The organism is Pseudoflavonifractor sp. BSD2780061688st1 E11 (genome assembly GCF_005844125.1).
Taxonomy (GTDB): domain Bacteria; phylum Bacillota; class Clostridia; order Lachnospirales; family Lachnospiraceae; genus Sellimonas; species Sellimonas catena.
The window spans coordinates 32946-50344 of sequence record NZ_SPHM01000027.1 but is presented as its reverse complement, the minus strand read 5'-3'; the positions used below and the strand labels follow the sequence as shown (position 1 = coordinate 50344).

At 48.5% G+C, this 17399-nt stretch carries 15 protein-coding genes; 10 read left to right on the top strand and 5 right to left on the bottom strand.

From position 1 onward, the window contains the following. The first annotated feature begins 189 nt into the window (after positions 1-189). The 5 genes from asnS to FGQ85_RS12415 are packed head-to-tail and all read left to right on the top strand — an operon-like array spanning position 190 to position 6061. On the top strand, positions 190-1581 hold the full coding sequence (gene asnS / locus FGQ85_RS12435) for an asparagine--tRNA ligase (RefSeq protein ID WP_138373596.1): 1392 nt from the start codon (positions 190-192) through the stop codon (positions 1579-1581). A gap of 23 nt (positions 1582-1604) precedes the next feature. Further along, positions 1605-2300, top strand: a complete 696-nt coding sequence (vanR, locus tag FGQ85_RS12430) for a VanR-ABDEGLN family response regulator transcription factor (RefSeq protein ID WP_343215511.1) — start codon at positions 1605-1607, stop codon at positions 2298-2300. A gap of 1 nt (position 2301) precedes the next feature. Then, the gene (locus FGQ85_RS12425) at positions 2302-3498 is read left to right on the top strand and encodes a HAMP domain-containing sensor histidine kinase (RefSeq protein ID WP_087168853.1); all 1197 of its coding nucleotides are present in this window, start codon (positions 2302-2304) and stop codon (positions 3496-3498) included. Beyond that, entirely contained in the window at positions 3452-4516 is a 1065-nt protein-coding gene (locus FGQ85_RS12420) for a DNA repair exonuclease (RefSeq protein ID WP_087254135.1), read from the top strand. The genes FGQ85_RS12425 and FGQ85_RS12420 overlap by 47 nt, the downstream gene beginning before the upstream one ends. Positions 4517-4555: 39 nt before the next feature. After that, positions 4556-6061, top strand: coding sequence for an AAA family ATPase (locus FGQ85_RS12415; RefSeq protein WP_138373595.1), 1506 nt, complete (start codon positions 4556-4558; stop codon positions 6059-6061). Here FGQ85_RS12415 and FGQ85_RS12410 read toward each other — a convergent pair. From FGQ85_RS12410 to murC, 4 genes are all read right to left on the bottom strand, one after another. Further along, complete coding sequence (locus FGQ85_RS12410; protein ID WP_087254141.1) at positions 6058-7242, bottom strand: ribose-phosphate pyrophosphokinase; 1185 nt, start codon at positions 7240-7242, stop codon at positions 6058-6060. The genes FGQ85_RS12415 and FGQ85_RS12410 overlap by 4 nt on opposite strands. A gap of 11 nt (positions 7243-7253) precedes the next feature. After that, a complete protein-coding gene (locus FGQ85_RS12405) occupies positions 7254-8237 on the bottom strand; it encodes an ATP-binding protein (RefSeq protein WP_087254144.1) in 984 nt (327 codons plus the stop codon). 16 nt (positions 8238-8253) lie between these two features. Beyond that, complete coding sequence (locus FGQ85_RS12400) at positions 8254-9360, bottom strand: DnaD domain protein (protein ID WP_138373594.1); 1107 nt, start codon at positions 9358-9360, stop codon at positions 8254-8256. 118 nt (positions 9361-9478) lie between these two features. Next, positions 9479-10861, bottom strand: a complete 1383-nt coding sequence (murC, locus tag FGQ85_RS12395) for a UDP-N-acetylmuramate--L-alanine ligase (RefSeq protein ID WP_138373593.1) — start codon at positions 10859-10861, stop codon at positions 9479-9481. 370 nt (positions 10862-11231) lie between these two features. Here murC and FGQ85_RS12390 point away from each other — a divergent pair, with 370 nt between their 5' ends. From FGQ85_RS12390 to spoVG, 3 genes are read left to right on the top strand one after another with little or no spacing between them, the layout of a single operon-like run. After that, positions 11232-12506 carry a glucose-1-phosphate adenylyltransferase gene (locus tag FGQ85_RS12390; RefSeq protein ID WP_087168846.1) on the top strand — a complete coding sequence of 425 codons (1275 nt, stop codon included), beginning with the start codon at positions 11232-11234 and terminating at the stop codon, positions 12504-12506. Further along, complete coding sequence (glgD, locus tag FGQ85_RS12385) at positions 12503-13621, top strand: glucose-1-phosphate adenylyltransferase subunit GlgD (protein WP_087168845.1); 1119 nt, start codon at positions 12503-12505, stop codon at positions 13619-13621. The genes FGQ85_RS12390 and glgD overlap by 4 nt, the downstream gene beginning before the upstream one ends. 36 nt (positions 13622-13657) lie before the next feature. After that, the gene (gene spoVG, locus FGQ85_RS12380) at positions 13658-13939 is read left to right on the top strand and encodes a septation regulator SpoVG (protein ID WP_087168844.1); all 282 of its coding nucleotides are present in this window, start codon (positions 13658-13660) and stop codon (positions 13937-13939) included. Between the two features lie 146 nt (positions 13940-14085). Here the strand turns inward: spoVG and FGQ85_RS12375 are convergent, their stop codons facing one another. Next, on the bottom strand, positions 14086-14775 hold the full coding sequence (locus FGQ85_RS12375; RefSeq protein ID WP_138373592.1) for an RNA pseudouridine synthase: 690 nt from the start codon (positions 14773-14775) through the stop codon (positions 14086-14088). A 169-nt stretch (positions 14776-14944) separates the two neighbouring features. On the opposite strand from FGQ85_RS12375, the gene FGQ85_RS18875 reads away from it, so the two are divergent. Together FGQ85_RS18875 and FGQ85_RS12370 are read left to right on the top strand one after the other, a co-directional pair. Beyond that, positions 14945-15277, top strand: coding sequence for a hypothetical protein (locus FGQ85_RS18875; RefSeq protein ID WP_243128553.1), 333 nt, complete (start codon positions 14945-14947; stop codon positions 15275-15277). A gap of 36 nt (positions 15278-15313) precedes the next feature. Then, positions 15314-17305: a bifunctional UDP-sugar hydrolase/5'-nucleotidase gene (locus tag FGQ85_RS12370; protein ID WP_243128552.1), complete on the top strand. Its 1992-nt coding sequence runs from the start codon at positions 15314-15316 to the stop codon at positions 17303-17305. Positions 17306-17399: the final 94 nt, after the last annotated feature.

The window sequence follows — 17399 nt, the reverse complement described above, 5'->3', positions numbered from 1 at the left end:
TTGAATCAATCTTCCAAAAACATTGATAAATACGATGTTTTTGGAAGATTTACTTTTTATAAAGTGGCAAAGTCGGGAGAGATGGATCAGATGGTAAATGCAAGCGGGAATACGTTTGTGGGATATACACAATAGCACAAACCATGCTATAATGATACAAAGTCGAAAAGAGACTGGAGGATAATAAAGATGGAATTAGTAACAGTAAAAGAATTATACAGGAAAACAGATTCGTACCTGGACAAGGAGGTATCCATCGGAGGATGGGTAAGAAGCATCCGGGATTCCAAGGCGTTTGGTTTTATTGTAGTAAATGACGGCTCTTTCTTTGAGCCGATTCAGGTGGTATACCACGATACGATGGAGAACTTCAAAGAGATCTCCAGATTAAACGTAGGGGCAGCCATTGTAGTAAAGGGAACTCTCGTTGCGACGCCGCAGGCAAAGCAGCCGTTTGAGATTCAGGCAGAAGAGATTACGGTAGAAGGAGCTTCCGCTCCGGACTACCCGCTTCAGAAGAAGCGCCACACACTGGAATTTTTAAGAACAATGACACATCTGCGCCCAAGAACAAATACGTTCCAGGCAGTGTTCCGCGTACGTTCTCTTGCAGCCTACGCGATTCACCAGTTCTTCCAGGAGAGAGGATTCGTGTATGTGCACACTCCGCTGATCACCGGAAGCGACTGTGAGGGTGCAGGAGAGATGTTCCAGGTAACGACAATGGATCTTCAGAATCCGCCGAAACTGGAAGATGGAAGCATCGATTACAGCAAGGATTTCTTCAACAAACACACAAGCCTGACGGTAAGCGGACAGCTCAACGCAGAGACATTTGCACAGTCCTTCCGTGATGTCTATACATTCGGACCGACATTCCGTGCGGAGAATTCCAACACGACCCGCCATGCGGCAGAGTTCTGGATGATCGAGCCGGAGATCGCATTTGCGAATCTGGAAGACGATATGGATCTTGCAGAAGCAATGTTAAAATATGTGATCCGCTACGTGATGGAAAACGCACCGGAAGAGATGAAGTTTTTCAACTCCTTTATTGACAAAGGACTTCTGGACCGTCTGACAAATGTGGTCGAATCCGAATTCGCAAGAGTGACATATACAGAAGCGATTGAGATTCTGGAGAAAAACAACGACAACTTCGAGTATAAGGTATCATGGGGATGTGATCTTCAGACCGAGCATGAGAGATACCTGACCGAAGAAATTTATAAGAAACCGGTATTTGTAACCGACTATCCGAAGGAAATCAAAGCATTCTATATGAAGCAGAACGACGATGGAAAGACCGTTGCCGCCATGGACTGCCTTGTGCCGGGAATCGGTGAAATCATCGGAGGAAGCCAGAGGGAGGACGACTACGGGAAACTCCGCAGCAGAATGGAGGAACTCGGCATGGATCTGGATGAATACGGATTCTATCTGGATCTGAGAAAATACGGATCCACCCGTCACGCAGGCTACGGACTCGGATTTGAACGGTGCATCATGTACCTGACCGGAATGTCCAATATCCGTGACGTACTGCCGTTCCCAAGAACGGTCAACAACTGTGAACTGTAGATAAAATTCAGAAAAGGGGAGAAATCATGAATCATATTCTGGTTGTGGATGATGAGAGGGAGATAGCGGATGTTATTGAGCTGTATTTGAAAAATGACCAGTATGAGGTGTTGAAATTCTATACGGGCGAGGAGGCCCTTGCCTGTATAGAAACCACGAAGATTGATCTGGCGCTTCTGGACGTCATGCTGCCGGATATCGATGGATTTACGATTCTGAAAAAGATCAGGGAGAAGTACAATTTCCCGGTGATCATGCTGACGGCAAAGACCGAGTATATCGACAAGATTACCGGACTGACACTCGGAGCGGACGATTACATCGCAAAGCCGTTTAACCCGCTGGAGCTGGTTGCCAGAGTAAAGGCACAGATCCGCCGCTACACGAAGTACAATGACGGCGGCAGGGCGGAGAGCGATGTCATTGATTTTGGCGGTCTGTTTCTGGACCGCAATTCCCACGAGTGTGTCTTCAATGAAAAAAATCTGACACTGACTCCGATCGAGTTTGACATTCTGTGGCTGCTCTGTGAGAACAGAGGAAAGGTCATCAGTTCGGAAGAGCTCTTTGAAAACGTGTGGCACGAGAAGTACTATAAGAACAGCAACAATACCGTCATGGTACATATCAGACATCTTCGGGAGAAGATGAGCGGTCCTATGGGAAAATCAGATTTCATCAAGACGGTCTGGGGAGTGGGATACAAGGTTGAAGAGTAGATTGAAAAAATTTAAGAAAAGTAAATACAGGAAACTGAAGATCAGCCTGCTTCTGCAGACAGTATTGATCACCGCGCTTACAGTTCTGGTCGGTGGATTTCTGCTGGAATACATCATCGATGGGGTCTACAACGATGACGTATCCGAGATTTTCATTGGCTTCCTGAAATTCTTTCATGTAGAAGAGCAGCATGCCATCGCATTGTACTGGCAGATTCTTGGAAACAATAAGACGTTCTTCATGATGATCGGGTTTTTGGCACTGTTTGCGCTTTTTTTCTATATTGCGCTGTCAAAAATGATTACGTATCTGGAAGACGTTGAAAAAGAGATCGGGAAACTCGTCTCCCGTTCCCAGGAGCCGATCCATCTGATTCCGGAACTGGAGCCGATCGAGACAAAGCTGAACAATATCAAGTATACGCTGGAGCGGCAGGAGCGTGAGGTGCAGGAAAGTGAACAGAGAAAGAATGATCTGGTCGTCTTTCTGGCGCATGACCTCAAAACGCCGCTGACATCCATTGTGGCGTATTTGAGTATGCTGGAATCCCATCCGGATCTTCCGGAGGAGGAGAGGATCAAGTACACGGGGATTTCCCTTGAGAAGGCAATCCGACTCGGGAAACTGATCGAAGAGTTTTTTGAGATCACGAAATTTAATGCACAGGACATTGTTCTGGAAAAGACAGAACTGAATTTAAGCAGAATGCTGGAGCAGATTGCAGATGAGATGTACGCGGTCCTTCAGGGCAAGAACTTAAAATGTGAGGTGGAGGCGGATGACGATATCGTTGTCCGGGCCGACCCGGACAAGCTTGCCAGAGTATTTGACAATCTCATGCGGAATGCCATTGCCTACTGCAGGAAGGATTCGACGATCCGGATCCATGTTTCACAGGATGAGAGTAACGCGCTGATTGTCTTTGTCAACGAAGGACCGAAAATTTCCAATGACAAGCTGCAGCATATTTTTGAGAAATTCTTCCGGGCGGACGATTCCAGGTCCAGTGAAACCGGAGGAGCGGGGCTCGGTCTTGCCATCGCAAAAGAGATCGTGGAACTTCACGGCGGCAGAATCTCTGCCCAGAGCGATGATCATGAGACCCGGTTTATCGTAGTCCTTCCAAAGAAAGAGAAAGGGGAACTTCAGGATGAAATTCATACATACATCGGACCTGCATCTCGGAGTGAGGCCTGATGCGGGACCGGAATATACGAAGAGACGCCCGGAAGAGATCTGGGAGACCTTCAAAAGCATTCTTGACCGGTGTGAGGACGAGCAGATTGACCTGCTTCTGATTTCGGGGGATGTGTTCCACAGACAGCCGCTTTTACGGGAACTGAAAGAGCTCAACGCCATGTTTGCGGGACTGTCTCATACAAAAGTCGTATTTACGGCCGGAAATCATGATTACTTAAAACCTAATTCCATGTACCGGAATTTCAAGTGGGCGGGCAATGTCGTCCCGCTTCTGGAAGGACGCCTTCTGAAAGTCGAGTTCCCGGAATTTCGGACCGCAGTATCCGGATTCAGTTACCTGGACAGAGAATTGCAGGGCGGAATCAGGGTAGAGTGGAAGTGTGTCCGGAGCATGGAAAACGAGATTCTTCTCCTTCACGGAGGAGACGAGAAACATCTTTCGTTTAAGAGGGCAGAGGTGGATCTGCTCGGTTATGATTATACGGCTCTTGGCCACATTCACAAACCGGATCCGGAAATAACGGGAAAATGCCGGTACAGCGGTTCTCCGGAGCCGACAGACCCGAATGACACCGGAAAACACGGGTATGTGATAGGAACCGCAGAGAATGGCGTAGTCGAGACGGAGTTTGTTCCTGCGGCAAAGCGGGAGTACATCCATCTGGATATTCCGGTGGACGAGGACATGACAGGCCGTCTCCTTCTGGATACCCTCCGGGAGAAGATCGAGGAAAACGGCGTGGAAAATATGTACCGCTTTACACTGAAAGGACTCCGGGACCCGGATATCCGTTTTGATACCGTAAATATGGATGCGGGCGGAGGTGTCGTTGACATCCGGGATATGACAACCCCGGCTTATGACTATGAAAAGCTGTGCGCTTCCAACGGCCAGAACCTCCTTGGAAGATTTATCCAGAGTTTTCTTGAACAGGAAGAGGAAAGCCGCGGCGAAGTAGAGCAGATGGCGCTGTACGAGGGTGTACAGGCGATTCTGGAGACGAGAAAAGAGTAACCGATACACAAAAGAGAGAAAAAGGGGATACAAGAAGAGATGAAGTTAGAGCGACTGGAACTTTGGAGTTTCGGAAAATTCCATAACAGAACGATTGAACTTTCCGACGGGATCAATCTGTTCAGCGCAGAAAATGAGGCGGGGAAATCGACGGTCTATGCGTTTATTAAAAGTATGCTCTTTGATGTGGAAAGAGGACGCGGAAGAGGCGCGGCAAAGGATGAGTTCCACCAGTATGAGCCGTGGAGGAATCCGACTCAGTACTGCGGAATGGTCCGGTTTGAGAGCGGAGGACGGCATTTCCAGCTGGAAAGGGATTTTGCCAGAAAGGGAAAGAAGACAAGGCTTTTCTGTCTGGATGATGGAGAGGAACTTTCCGAAGAGAGCGGGGATCTTCAGGCGCTGCTGCTGGATCTGGATGTTGCCGGGTTTGAAAATACAGTGGCAGTCGGACAGCTGAAGGTCAGGCCTGGAGAAGAGCTTTCCTCTGCTCTGAAAAATTATGCGGCCAACTATTATGCATCGGGTGCGGGAAATATGGACCTGGAGGCGGCCCTTGCAGGACTTCAGAAGCGAAAAAAGGAGATAAGCATTCTTCTGCGCGAGGAAGCCCGGAAACGGCTTCAGAAACGGGAAGAGGCGGAACGTGCGGCCGAATATATCGCAAAAGATCTGGACCGTATTCAACGGGAAGCGGCAGCAGGCGAAGAAGAGATCCGGAGAGGGAAGCGGCTCCTGGATACGTATGAGCAGGCGCGGGGTGAACAGAAAAAGAAGAAGTTCCCGCTGAAAGGAGCGGCGGTCTGGTTTGCAGTGCTGATTCTCCTGATGATACTTCTTCCATCCTCCATCCGTTATTTTACAGCTGTGATCTGGGCAGCGGCAGGGCTTCTGGCCGAACTTTGGGTAATGCGGCCGGAGCCGGAGAGAGAGCAGACAGAGGAAGAACAGGCTGTCAGAAGAAGAATTGACAAGCTGAAATGGAACAGGGAGAAGCTGAGATCGGACCGAAGAGACAGACAGGTGGAATATGAGAACCTGCAGGAAATGATTTCCGAGGCATGTACTGTTTCCGAAGAGGAGAAGAACCTGGAACAGAAAAAAGCGGCACTGGAACTCGCGGCCGAAAGAATGCAGGAGGTATCCGGAGATGTAAGAAAAGAAACAGGAAACCGCCTTGCAAAGCGGGCAGCTGAAATTCTGGGAGAGCTTACGGACGGACGCTATACCAGGATCTTTATCGAAGAAGGGCTGGAAATCAGCATTTTTGACGGCATCCGTAAGATTCCGATTCACATGATGAGCCGGGGAACGATTGAGCAGATCTACTTTGCGGTAAGGATGGCGGCATCTGAAATTCTTTACGAAGAACCACTCCCGATCATTCTCGACGACACCTTTGCGTATTACGATGATAAACGAATGGAAGCGGCACTCCGGTGGCTGGCCGGACAGAAAAAACAAGTGCTCCTCTTCACCTGTCAGAACAGGGAAAAAGAAGCACTTGATCATATGCATCTTGCATACCGTGACGGATGGGATTAAATCTCCTCTCCGTTGCGGTATTTGTTTACTACATGCTGGATACGCTCGCTCGGACTTAAGATACTGCTGATAGAATCGTCATGATTCAGTGTATCGATCAGAAGAGCGATGTACTTGCTCATGTCGCAGTTGATATAGTACGGACGGCTTAAAAGCTCCGGCGTCTGATAAATCAGGTTAGTTGTGAGGATATTGTTGATGATGCCTTCCTCGTATGCCTTGTCGAATTTCTCAAGACCATTTGTGAACAGACCGAATGTTGCAGCGGCAAAGATCCGGTTTGCCTTTCTTTCTTTCAGCTGTTTTGCGACATCGATCATACTGTCTCCGGAGGAGATCATATCGTCAAGAATGATCACATCCTTGCCCTCTACGGAATCACCGAGGAACTCGTGGGCAACGATCGGATTGCGGCCGTCAACGATTCTTGTGTAATCACGGCGTTTATAGAACATACCCATATTCAGGCCAAGGACATTGGCAAGATAGATTGCACGTCCGGTCGCACCTTCGTCCGGGCTGATTGCCATCATGTGATCACTGTCGATCTTCAAATCTTTTACAGTTCTTAAAAGTCCCTTTACAAACTGATAAGTCGGACGGACAGTTTCAAATCCGCTCAGCGGAATCGCGTTCTGTACTCGTGGATCGTGGGCGTCAAAGGTAATGATATTGTCCACACCCATTTTTACAAGCTCCTGAAGAGCCAGGGCACAGTCCAGAGACTCACGGCTGCTGCGCTTGTGCTGGCGGCTCTCGTAGAGGAACGGCATGATGACATTGACACGGCGCGCCTTCCCTCCGATCGCGGCGATGATACGCTTCAGATTCTGAAAGTGGTCGTCCGGGGACATGTGGTTGATCTGACCGTTCAGGGAATAGGTCAGGCTGTAGTTGCAGACATCCACCATCAGATAGATATCCTTTCCACGGATGGATTCGCTGAGTACGCCTTTTGCTTCTCCTGAGCCGAAACGCGGTGTAGCGGCGTGGATCAGATAATTGTCTTTTTCATATCCGGTAAAAACAACGTCGTCTTTGAAGACATGTCCATCTTCTTTTCGCCATTTGACAATATAGTCATTGACTTTCTGGCCCATCTCCTCACAGCCCGTCAGGGCGATAATGCCAAGGGCTCCTACAGGGATATTTTCCAGATTTCGTTCTGTACGGTGCAGCATTGCTTTGCCTCCTATTTCATTAGTTTCTTTTTGATTCTGATATCGTCACCCGCAAGTTTGAGCAGGCGGTAGTTACTGCTGATGCGGGAAAACGTTCTTTCGCTATATATTGATTTTATCTCATTTAATGACAAATTGGTAGAGATAATAGTAGATTTCTTCTGCAAAATCCGGTCATTCAGGCAGATAAACAGCTGGGAGACCGTAAAGGAATTGGTAAGCTCCGTCCCAAGGTCATCGATAATCAGAAGCTCGCACTCGTCCAGCAGGGCGCCGGCCTGGCGCTTCTCCGGGTCTGTGTCAAACTCTCTGCTTCCCAGAATATCAAAGAGCTGCGAGGACGTCACGTAAATCACCGAGTGAATATGATCCATCAGCTCTCTGGCAATACAGTGGGTCAGAAAGGTCTTTCCGACTCCGGTATTTCCATAGATCAGAAGATTCTGGAACTTGCTTCCAAAGCTGTCCACAAAGGATCGGCACACATGAAGCGCCTCTTTTGCCATATCCAGCGAACTTTTGCCGCTCACCGGATCAATAAAATCCGAAGAATAGTAATCCATCCGGAAAGAAGAAAAATTTTCACTCTCTAAAATATCCTGCAGGTTGGACTGGGTGTAGAGCAGGTCAATCTCCGCCTTCTGGAAACAACGGCATTTCCGGCCGTCAAGATATCCTGTGTCCTGACAGTCCGGACATTCATAGGAAGGTTCCAGATAGTCCGAAGGGTAACCGGAACCGGCAAGCAGTGCCTGCTTTTCATCCCTCAGGGCATGAAGCCTTTCCCGGAATCGGGCAGGCGCATCGGCATTGCCATCGATCAGCGCTTTGGCTCCTGCAACACCAAGGTGTGAGATCTCCTCATCAATCTCACGGATCCGGGGAATCTTTTCATATATTTCACTGTAATGGCGGGTCAGCCTGTCGTGCGTCCGAAGATGCTTCTGCTCGTAGATCCGCATGATGGCGTCATACTGTGAATTCGTCAGTGCCATGAAACTTCTCCTTTACTCAGCTCTGTAAAAGCTGTCTCTCCAGGTCGTCCATATTGTAGTCGCGCTCCTCGAAATTGCTGAACTTTGTCTTTTTCCCGGAAGCCGGAGCCGGCTGGGAAGCAGACTTCTCGGAACGCTTCTTGATGTAGGCGGCATCGATAGCCGCAATATCCGCAAGGTGATGCACACCTTTCTGGTGCCAGTTCGTCAGGATCTTGTCCGCGTATTCAAAACTTGGCTGATGGATGGCGGAAATGGTCCGGCTGCATGCCTCCACAATAATATCAATGGTAAAGCCGTACTGCCCGGTCCACTTCTTCACAAGCTCTGTCTCAACCGGAGCGGCCATGCGCCCGGTGATGCCGAATGCTTTCAGAACCGCTGTGCAGTCCTTATTGTAAAAGGAAGCGGATCTTCTTGCCTCTGATACGGTCCGGATACCGGCATCCGCCCAGGCAAGAGCTACGGACTTGATGTAGTGCATGCTCCGGTGTCCGTTCTCTACGCAGTACTCGATCAGATACTCGGTCAGCTCCACGGAGAACTGTAAGGTGTCATAGAAATAAGTAAGTGTCTCCACATCGGAAGGAGACAGGGTACGTCCGATGTACTGTTCGGCGATGAACAGAAGCTGCTTGAACTCCCGGCGGCTCTTGTATTCGCTGATATCACCGATCGGAGGATTCGCAGGGGCGGAATCCACAGGACTGTCCACGGCAGGAACAGGCGTATCCTCCGGAACAGAGGCCGGAGCGGCAACCTGGCTGTCCGGCACAGGTATGTCCACAGATGCAGAAGGAGCGTCCGCCTTTTTCGCGGCATCCGATTTCTGCGGTGCGTCCATCTGAAGTCCGCACATCTCGCCGTCCGGGCCGTACTCGATCGTAAGAAGCCCTTTCTTCGCCCAGTATTTCAAAGCGCGGATAATATCTCCCTCTGTGTTATCCAGAATCTCCGCAAATTCGGAAACCGAAAAAGGAGAACTGCTCTCCATACGGCGCAGCAAAAGGAGGTATACTTTGACGTATTCCCCGTTCGCCTTTGCCATGTAGGAGTCGATAAATGCATTATCAACACACGTAAAATGTTGTCCCGTACAATCTGTGATTTTTAACATACCCATTCCTCGAAACCTCTGTCTTTCTTTCTAAAGTAAAGGTATTATAGCACTTTAAGACCGGGAGAAAAAGCATTATTTTTCCCACACTTTGTGGATAAAACAGTGTGGATTCTGTGGAAAACTACCGTTTGAGAAGACTCTCCCCAATATTTACAACATCTCCGGCCCCCATAGTTATCAACAGGTCGTCTTTTTTACAATTTTCTAAAATAAATGTTTCGATCTCGTCAAAGCCTGGAAAATAGTGCACATCGCACCCTTTTGCCCTCAATTCGTCCGCCAGAAGTCCGGAAGACATACCGAGGGTATCGGTCTCGCGGGCCGCGTAGATATCTGCAAGAATGATATGATCCGCAAGGGAAAGTGCATCCGCGAACTCATGGAAAAAGGCTTTTGTCCGGCTGTAGGTGTGAGGCTGGAAGACGCACCATGTCTCCTTGTGCGGGTAAGACTTTGCCGCCTCCAGAGTAGCCCGGATCTCGGTCGGATGGTGCGCGTAATCGTCCACAATGTGGAAACCGTTCACGTCTCCTTTATACTGGAAACGACGGTCTGTCCCTTCAAAAGAGAGAAGTCCCTCCTGAATCTTCTCCATCGGGACATCCAGAAGAGATGCAGCAGCAATGGCCGCGAGGGCATTGGATACGTTGTGAAGTCCGTTTACGGAAAGATGAATCCGACCGGCCTCCTGTCCTTTTACAAGGAGAAGGAAAGAAACATTGCCTTTCTCATTGTGGGTAATCTCTTTTGCGCTGAAATCCGCATTTTCCCTGTGCACATCGTAGATGATGACATTACAGTCAAGTCCCTCCAGGATCTCTTCCAGATGGCTGATCTCTCCATTGATAATCAGAGTGCCGTCATCAGGAAGAAGCTTCGCAAAGGTATGGAAAGAATTGCGAATGTCGTCAATATCTTTAAAGAAGTCCATATGGTCTTCCTCGATATTCAGGATGATACTGATCTTCGGGAAGAAGTGATGGTAGCTGTTTGTATATTCACAGGCTTCTGTGACAAAGACCTCGGAGCCGCCGACACGGATATTGCCGTGGATGGCCTTTAAAATACCGCCTACGGAGATCGTAGGATCTTTCTCTCCGGCGAGAAGAATATGGGAAAGCATGGAAGTCGTCGTCGTCTTCCCGTGGGTTCCGGCTACTGCGACCGGAATTTTGTAGTTAGTCATCAGCTGGCCAAGCAGCTCGGCCCGGCTGAGCATCGGAAGGCCGCGTCTTACCGCCTCCTGATATTCCTCATTATCTTCGTGGATGGCCGCCGTGTACACGACGACCTGTACAGTATCTTCTATATTGGAAGCCTTCTGACCGATGAAAACTTTCGCGCCCATCGAAACCAGATGATCTGTGAGAGAAGACTCCTTATTATCAGAACCGCTGACGGTAAAATGTTCGTCCAGTAAGATTTCGGCAAGCCCGCTCATGCTGATACCGCCTATGCCGATAAAATGAATATGAACAGGTTCGTTAAAGTTAATTTTGTACATATTTTACACTTCCGTTTCTGGCTTATTTTACATACCGGCGGGGAAAAAATCCCTGCCGGTCTGCTGTTCCCGTTCATTGTAGCATAACAAAATGAAAGATACAACGCTTCAAGGCCAGAACATTTTACCCTGAAAAATGTGAAAAAGCAGTTCTGAAAGAAAGCCTGTCCGCATAGTAATATATAGAGCAGGAGAGAAAAAAATACACAAAATTGCCTTAAAAACAACACAGTGTCTATAAAAAGCGGTTAAGATTATGTAAAATGCATAAAAAATAGAAGAAAAACGGCAAAAATATATAAAATTTACTCGATATTTATAAAAAGTGTGTTATAATAATGACATTAAATTACTGACAAGGGGTGAGGACATGATAAAAAAAGAGATGATAGCAATGCTGCTGGCCGGTGGACAGGGAAGCAGGCTTGGTGTTTTGACTGCCAAAGTGGCGAAGCCTGCAGTAGCGTTCGGCGGCAAGTACAGGATTATCGATTTTCCGCTCAGTAACTGCATTAATTCGGGGATCGATACAGTCGGAGTCCTGACACAGTATCAGCCGCTTCGTCTGAATTCTCATATTGGAATCGGAATCCCATGGGATCTGGACCGCAATGTGGGCGGTGTCACGATTCTGCCGCCATATGAGAAAAGCACGAACAGCGAGTGGTATACTGGAACGGCAAATGCGATCTATCAGAACCTGGATTATATGGAGTCGTTTAATCCGGACTATGTGCTTATTTTATCCGGTGATCATATTTACAAAATGGATTATGAAGTAATGCTGGATTATCATAAAGAGCACAATGCGGATGTCACCATCGCTGCCATGCCGGTGCCGCTTGAGGAGGCAAGCCGGTTTGGAATTGTAGTTGCGGATGAGGAAGGACGCATCAATGATTTCCAGGAAAAACCAAAGGAGCCGAGGAGCAATCTGGCGTCCATGGGAATTTATATTTTCAGCTGGCCGGTGCTCAAAGATGCACTTGTAAAAATGTCAGACGAGCCGTCCTGTGACTTTGGAAAGCACGTGATTCCGTACTGCCATGAAAATGGCAAGCGTCTTTTCGCGTATGAGTACAATGGTTACTGGAAAGATGTAGGAACACTTGGATCCTACTGGGAAGCCAACATGGAACTGATAGATCTGATCCCGGAATTCAACCTTTACGAAGAATTCTGGAAGATTTACACAAACAGTTCGATCCTGCCGCCGCAGTATATTTCCGATCAGGCGGTTGTGGAACGCAGCATTATCAGCAATGGTTCCGAGATTTACGGAGAAGTCCGTAATTCCGTGATCGGTGCCGGGGTTGTGATCGGAAAAGGAACGGTTGTCAGAGATTCTATTATTATGAAAGACACCGTGATCGGTGAAAACGGCGTGATTGACAAGTCGATCATTGCGGAGAATGTCCGGATTGGAGATCATGTGACGCTGGGCATCGGAAGTGATGTGCCGAATAAGGAAAAGCCGGCGATCTACTCCTTCGGGCTTGTGACGATCGGAGAGAATTCCGTGATCCCGTCCAATGTTCAGATTGGCAAGAATACTGCCATCAGCGGCGTGACAGAGGCAGAGGACTATCCGAACGGAGTGCTGGAAAGCGGAGAGACATTGATAAAGGCAGGTGAACGCGTATGAGAGCAGTAGGGATCATTCTGGCAGGCGGCAATAATCATAAAATGCGTGAACTGACATATAAACGGGCTGTGGCAGCCATGCCGGTGGCAGGAAGCTACCGGTGCATTGACTTCGCACTCAGCAATATGACCAATTCCCATATTCAGAAAGTTGCAGTATTGACACAGTACAATGCGAGATCTTTAAATGAGCACCTGAGTTCATCCAAATGGTGGGATTTCGGTAGAAAACAGGGAGGACTTTTTGTTTTTACTCCGACGATTACACTGGAAAACGGCAGCTGGTACCGGGGAACCGCAGACGCGATTTATCAGAATCTCGACTTCCTGAAAAAATGCCATGAGCCGTACGTTATCATTACATCCGGTGATGCTGTGTACAAACTGGATTACAACGAAGTTCTGGAATATCATATTAAGAAAAAAGCAGATATTACAGTAGTATGCAAGGATCTCGCACCGGGCGAAGATGCGACGAGATTCGGAACAATCAAGATGGACGATTCCATGAGAATTCAGGAGTTCGAGGAAAAACCGATGGTGGCAAATTCCAATACCATTTCCACCGGAATCTATGTGATCCGCCGCAGACAGCTGATCGATCTGATTGAACATGCAGCACAGGAGGACCGTTACGATTTCGTCAACGATATCCTGATCCGTTATAAGAATCTTAAAAAGATTTACGGATATAAGATCTCCAGCTACTGGAGCAATATTTCCACAGCAGAAGCATACTATCAGACAAATATGGATTTCCTGAGGCCGGAAGTGCGGAATTACTTTTTCAAAGAGTATCCGCCGGTATACTCCAAAGTCAGTGATCTTCCGCCGGCAAAATACAATCCGGGATCCTACGTAAAGAACAGTCTTGTCTCCAGTGGATGTATTGTGAACGGAACCGTGGAAAATTCGATCCTGTTCAAGAAAGCATTCATCGGAAACAACTGTGTTGTAAGAAATTCAATTATCATGAATGATGTTTATCTTGGAGATAATACATACATTGAAAACTGTATCGTGGAAAGCCGCGATACAATCCGTGCCAACACAAGGCACGTCGGGGAAAACGGCATCAAAATTGTTGTCGAAAAGAATGAGAGATATGCGCTTTAGCGAGCATATATAGTACTTAAGAAAGGGGCAGGTAATATGCAGATTACAGATGTGCGCGTAAGAAAAGTAGCAAAAGAGGGGAAATTAAAGGCAGTTGTGTCAATAACGATGGATGAAGAGTTTGTCGTACACGACATCAAAGTTATCGAAGGGGAAAAAGGACTGTTCATCGCGATGCCTAGCAAAAAGGCTTTGGACGGAGAGTACAGAGATATCGCTCACCCAATCAATTCTGATACAAGAAACCGTATCCAGAGCATCATCCTCGAGAAATATGAGCAGGCTTTGACAGAAGAAGACGGAGAAGACCAGGAATAAAATGTTTTAGGGTTATGTAAAGGACAATTTAAAGGATAAGAAAGCCGGAAAAAGCAGATACCGAAAAGGGATGCTTTTTCCGGCTTTTTGTTGCGGGAAATCCTGTCTGAATTCCCAAGGCCGCCCCCGGAAAAGACTTAGAAAGACTAGTTCAAATCTTCCCCGGAAAAGAAAGGACGGATTTCAAAGTGAAGCGGCTTTTTGGTGGACGGATGCAGAAAATCAAGGCGGCAGGCGCAGAGATGGAGTCTGCGGGAAGGAATGCCGTCCGGATTGTATTTGCGGTCCCCCAGAATCGGACAGCCTGCATGGGCAAGCTGGACACGGATCTGGTGATGCCGTCCCGTGTGCAGATGAATGGACAGACGGGAAATGAGCCGCCCGTCCCGGGTATGCTGATCCAGCATCTGGTAGTCCAGGACGGCCTTTTTGGCATCGGGCGTATCCGGTGAACAGACGGAAGAAAGATTCGTGCGTCCATCCCGGACAAGCCAGTCGGTCAAAGTTCCGGAAGACTCAGTCGGAGCACCTTCCGTGACAGCCTCATAATATTTCCCGAAACCATCCCCGGTAAGCTGGGTGTTTAATGCGGCGGCCGCCTTTTTCGTCTTCCCAAATACGAGAATTCCTTCTACAGGCTGGTCAAGCCGATGGATGACAGCAAGATACGGTGCCCCCTTCAACGGAGTCCCGCTTTTCCTTGCCTCCCGCATGAGATGATTTTTCAGAAGGCTGACCATGTCCTGGGACGAAAAAGATGCAGTCTGGACAGCCGTCCCGGCAGGTTTATGACAGACGAGGATCTCGGAATCCTCGAATAAGATTTCTGGTTTCATAATGTGCTCCTTTCATTTCACACATCATATCATATCCCGGAATGGTTGGCAAAGGAAAATCCATGTGGCCGGACGGCACAAAAAAATGGGGGAAACAATGTTTCGGCCGGGCAAAGGGAATGGTATAATAGAAACGGAAGCAGGGAGACGATTCAATAAGGAGTGGAAGATGAGAAACAGAAAATGTATTCTTGCGGCTGTTCTGGCGCTCGGACTGACTTTCCAGGCTGTTCCGGTTTCAGCGGAAGAGACGGTAGAGACAATCGATGAAACGGTACAGGCGGCCGAAGAAACAACACAGTCGACCGAAGAGACGGCACAGCAGGAGGAAGACACTGCGCAGACAGAGGAAGAGACGACAGAGATTACGATTTATCATACGAATGATACCCATGGATATCTCCAGGGTGACGGGGAATCTGTAATCGGGCTGCCGCTTGTGGCCGGACTGAAAAATGCGGATGAGAATGCGATTCTGGTAGATGCCGGAGACGCTACGTAGGGACTGCCGCTTGCCTCGCTGACGCAGGGAAACGATGTGATCCAACTGATGAATCTGGCGGGCTATGATGTCATGGCGGCAGGAAACCATGAGTTTGATTTTGGAACAGACGCATTTCTTAAAAATGTGTCACTGGCAGAATTCCCGGTGCTGGCGGCGAATATTTACAAAGATAATCAGCTGCTGCTTGCAGGACAGCAGGACGATACAGACGGCTGTCATGTGATCATTGAAAGACAGGGAAAGAAGATCGGATTTTTCGGGCTGACGACAACAGAGACCGCTTCAGCGACAAATCCGGAAGGAATCCAGGGAGTGACTTTTGCTGACGAGATTGAAACAGCAAAAACAGAGATTGCGCATCTGGAAGAAGCAGGAGCGGATGTTGTGATTGCAGTCGCCCACATGGGAGATGAGACCGGTGGAGCGGACTGTACGTCGGAAGATCTGGCAAACGGGATGACAGGCGAGTATCAGGGGAAGATGGATGCGATCATTGACGGACACAGTCATACCGTGGAAAACGAGGAGGTCAACGACGTCCAGATTGTACAGACCGGAACCGGCCTTGGTGCAGTCGGAAAACTGACTGTATCGGTAAGTGAGAACAGTGATCCGGTCGTGACGGAGGAACTGCTTGGAATAGAAGACTTTGCGGAAGTAACGTCGGATGCAGAGGTAGCCGCAGAGCTTGAGAAAATTACCAGTGAGCAGAATGATTCGCTTCAGGAAGTGATCGGATCCACACCGACCACGCTCTGGGCAGGATGGATCGGAAATGTACCGCCGACAAGATTTGTAGAGACCAACTATGGAGATCTGGCGGCAGATGCCATCGCAGGTGCGGCAAAAGCTATGGTACAGCAGAATGGAACTGAAGAGGAAAAACAGATGCCGGTAGTCGGCGTGGAAAACGGCGGAGGAATCCGGGAGATGATTTCCAATGGAGATATCACAAAGGGAGACCTTGTGTCCACATTCCCGTTTTCCAACACGATCTATATGAAGAAAATCACTCCGAAGATTTTGTATGAGGTGATGGAACAGTCCGGCTCCAGTCTGGACGGGCAGGATCCGGAGACAGGTATGTTGCTTCAGCAGTCAGTGTCCGGAGGTTTTTTACAGATTTCCGGATTCCAGGTCGTATTTAATCCGGATGCGGAACCGGGCAGCAGAGTCGTGTCCATCACCCTTGACGGGCAGAGCACTCCGCTTGACCGGACAGATGATACGACCCAGATTATTATGGCGGGAAACAATTACATTATGAGCGGCGGCAACGATTATACCATACTTGCAGATCTTCCGAAATACGCGGAAGCAGGAGGAGAGCTGGAGACAATCGAGGCTTATGTTGAGAACAGTCTGAATAACGGAACGCTGTCCGGATATCAGGGAACAAAAGGAAGGATCGCTTATACAGGAAGCGTTTACCAGCCGAAAGATTATACCGCTTCCGTGAAAATCGTAAATGAAGATGGAAGCGTCTTCGCAAATCAGGAGATCAGTTACCGTGTAGACGGCGGCGAAGGCCAGATGGGCAGGACTGATGAAAACGGAATCCTTCATATCACCGTTACAGACGGCGGACATGGAATCCGTGTTTCCGATTCACAGGATGAGGTCTATGTGGACAACTATGCGGGACTTGGTATTGTAGAAGATACATTAAGAACAATGCCTCAGCTGACGGCACCGGAAGCAGGAAGTGAAATCCCGGTAAACAGCACAGAGGAACCGGAAGAACCGGAGGAGCCGGAAGATCCGTCCAAAGATGACGAAACCACAGACCCGGGAAAAGATACGGGAACAGGTTCCGGCGGAACGGAAAACGATAAGAAGGATCCGGGGGCTTCGGACGGAACGACAAACACAGACAATACAACAAAAACAGATAACGGTGCAGACGGACAGAAAAAAGCAGTAAAGACCGGTGATGAAGCTCCGGTTGAAGCTGCGGGAACTGCGGCGATCGTATCACTGGCTGTTATTGCAGCAGTGCTTGGCACAAAGGTAAGACGGAAATAGTAGGAGCTTCGGTTTCGTGCAGGAACTGTAAGCGAAGCGGATTCTATTTAGAAATGACGATGCCCCTCATCGGGAAGTGGATGAAATCATCCGG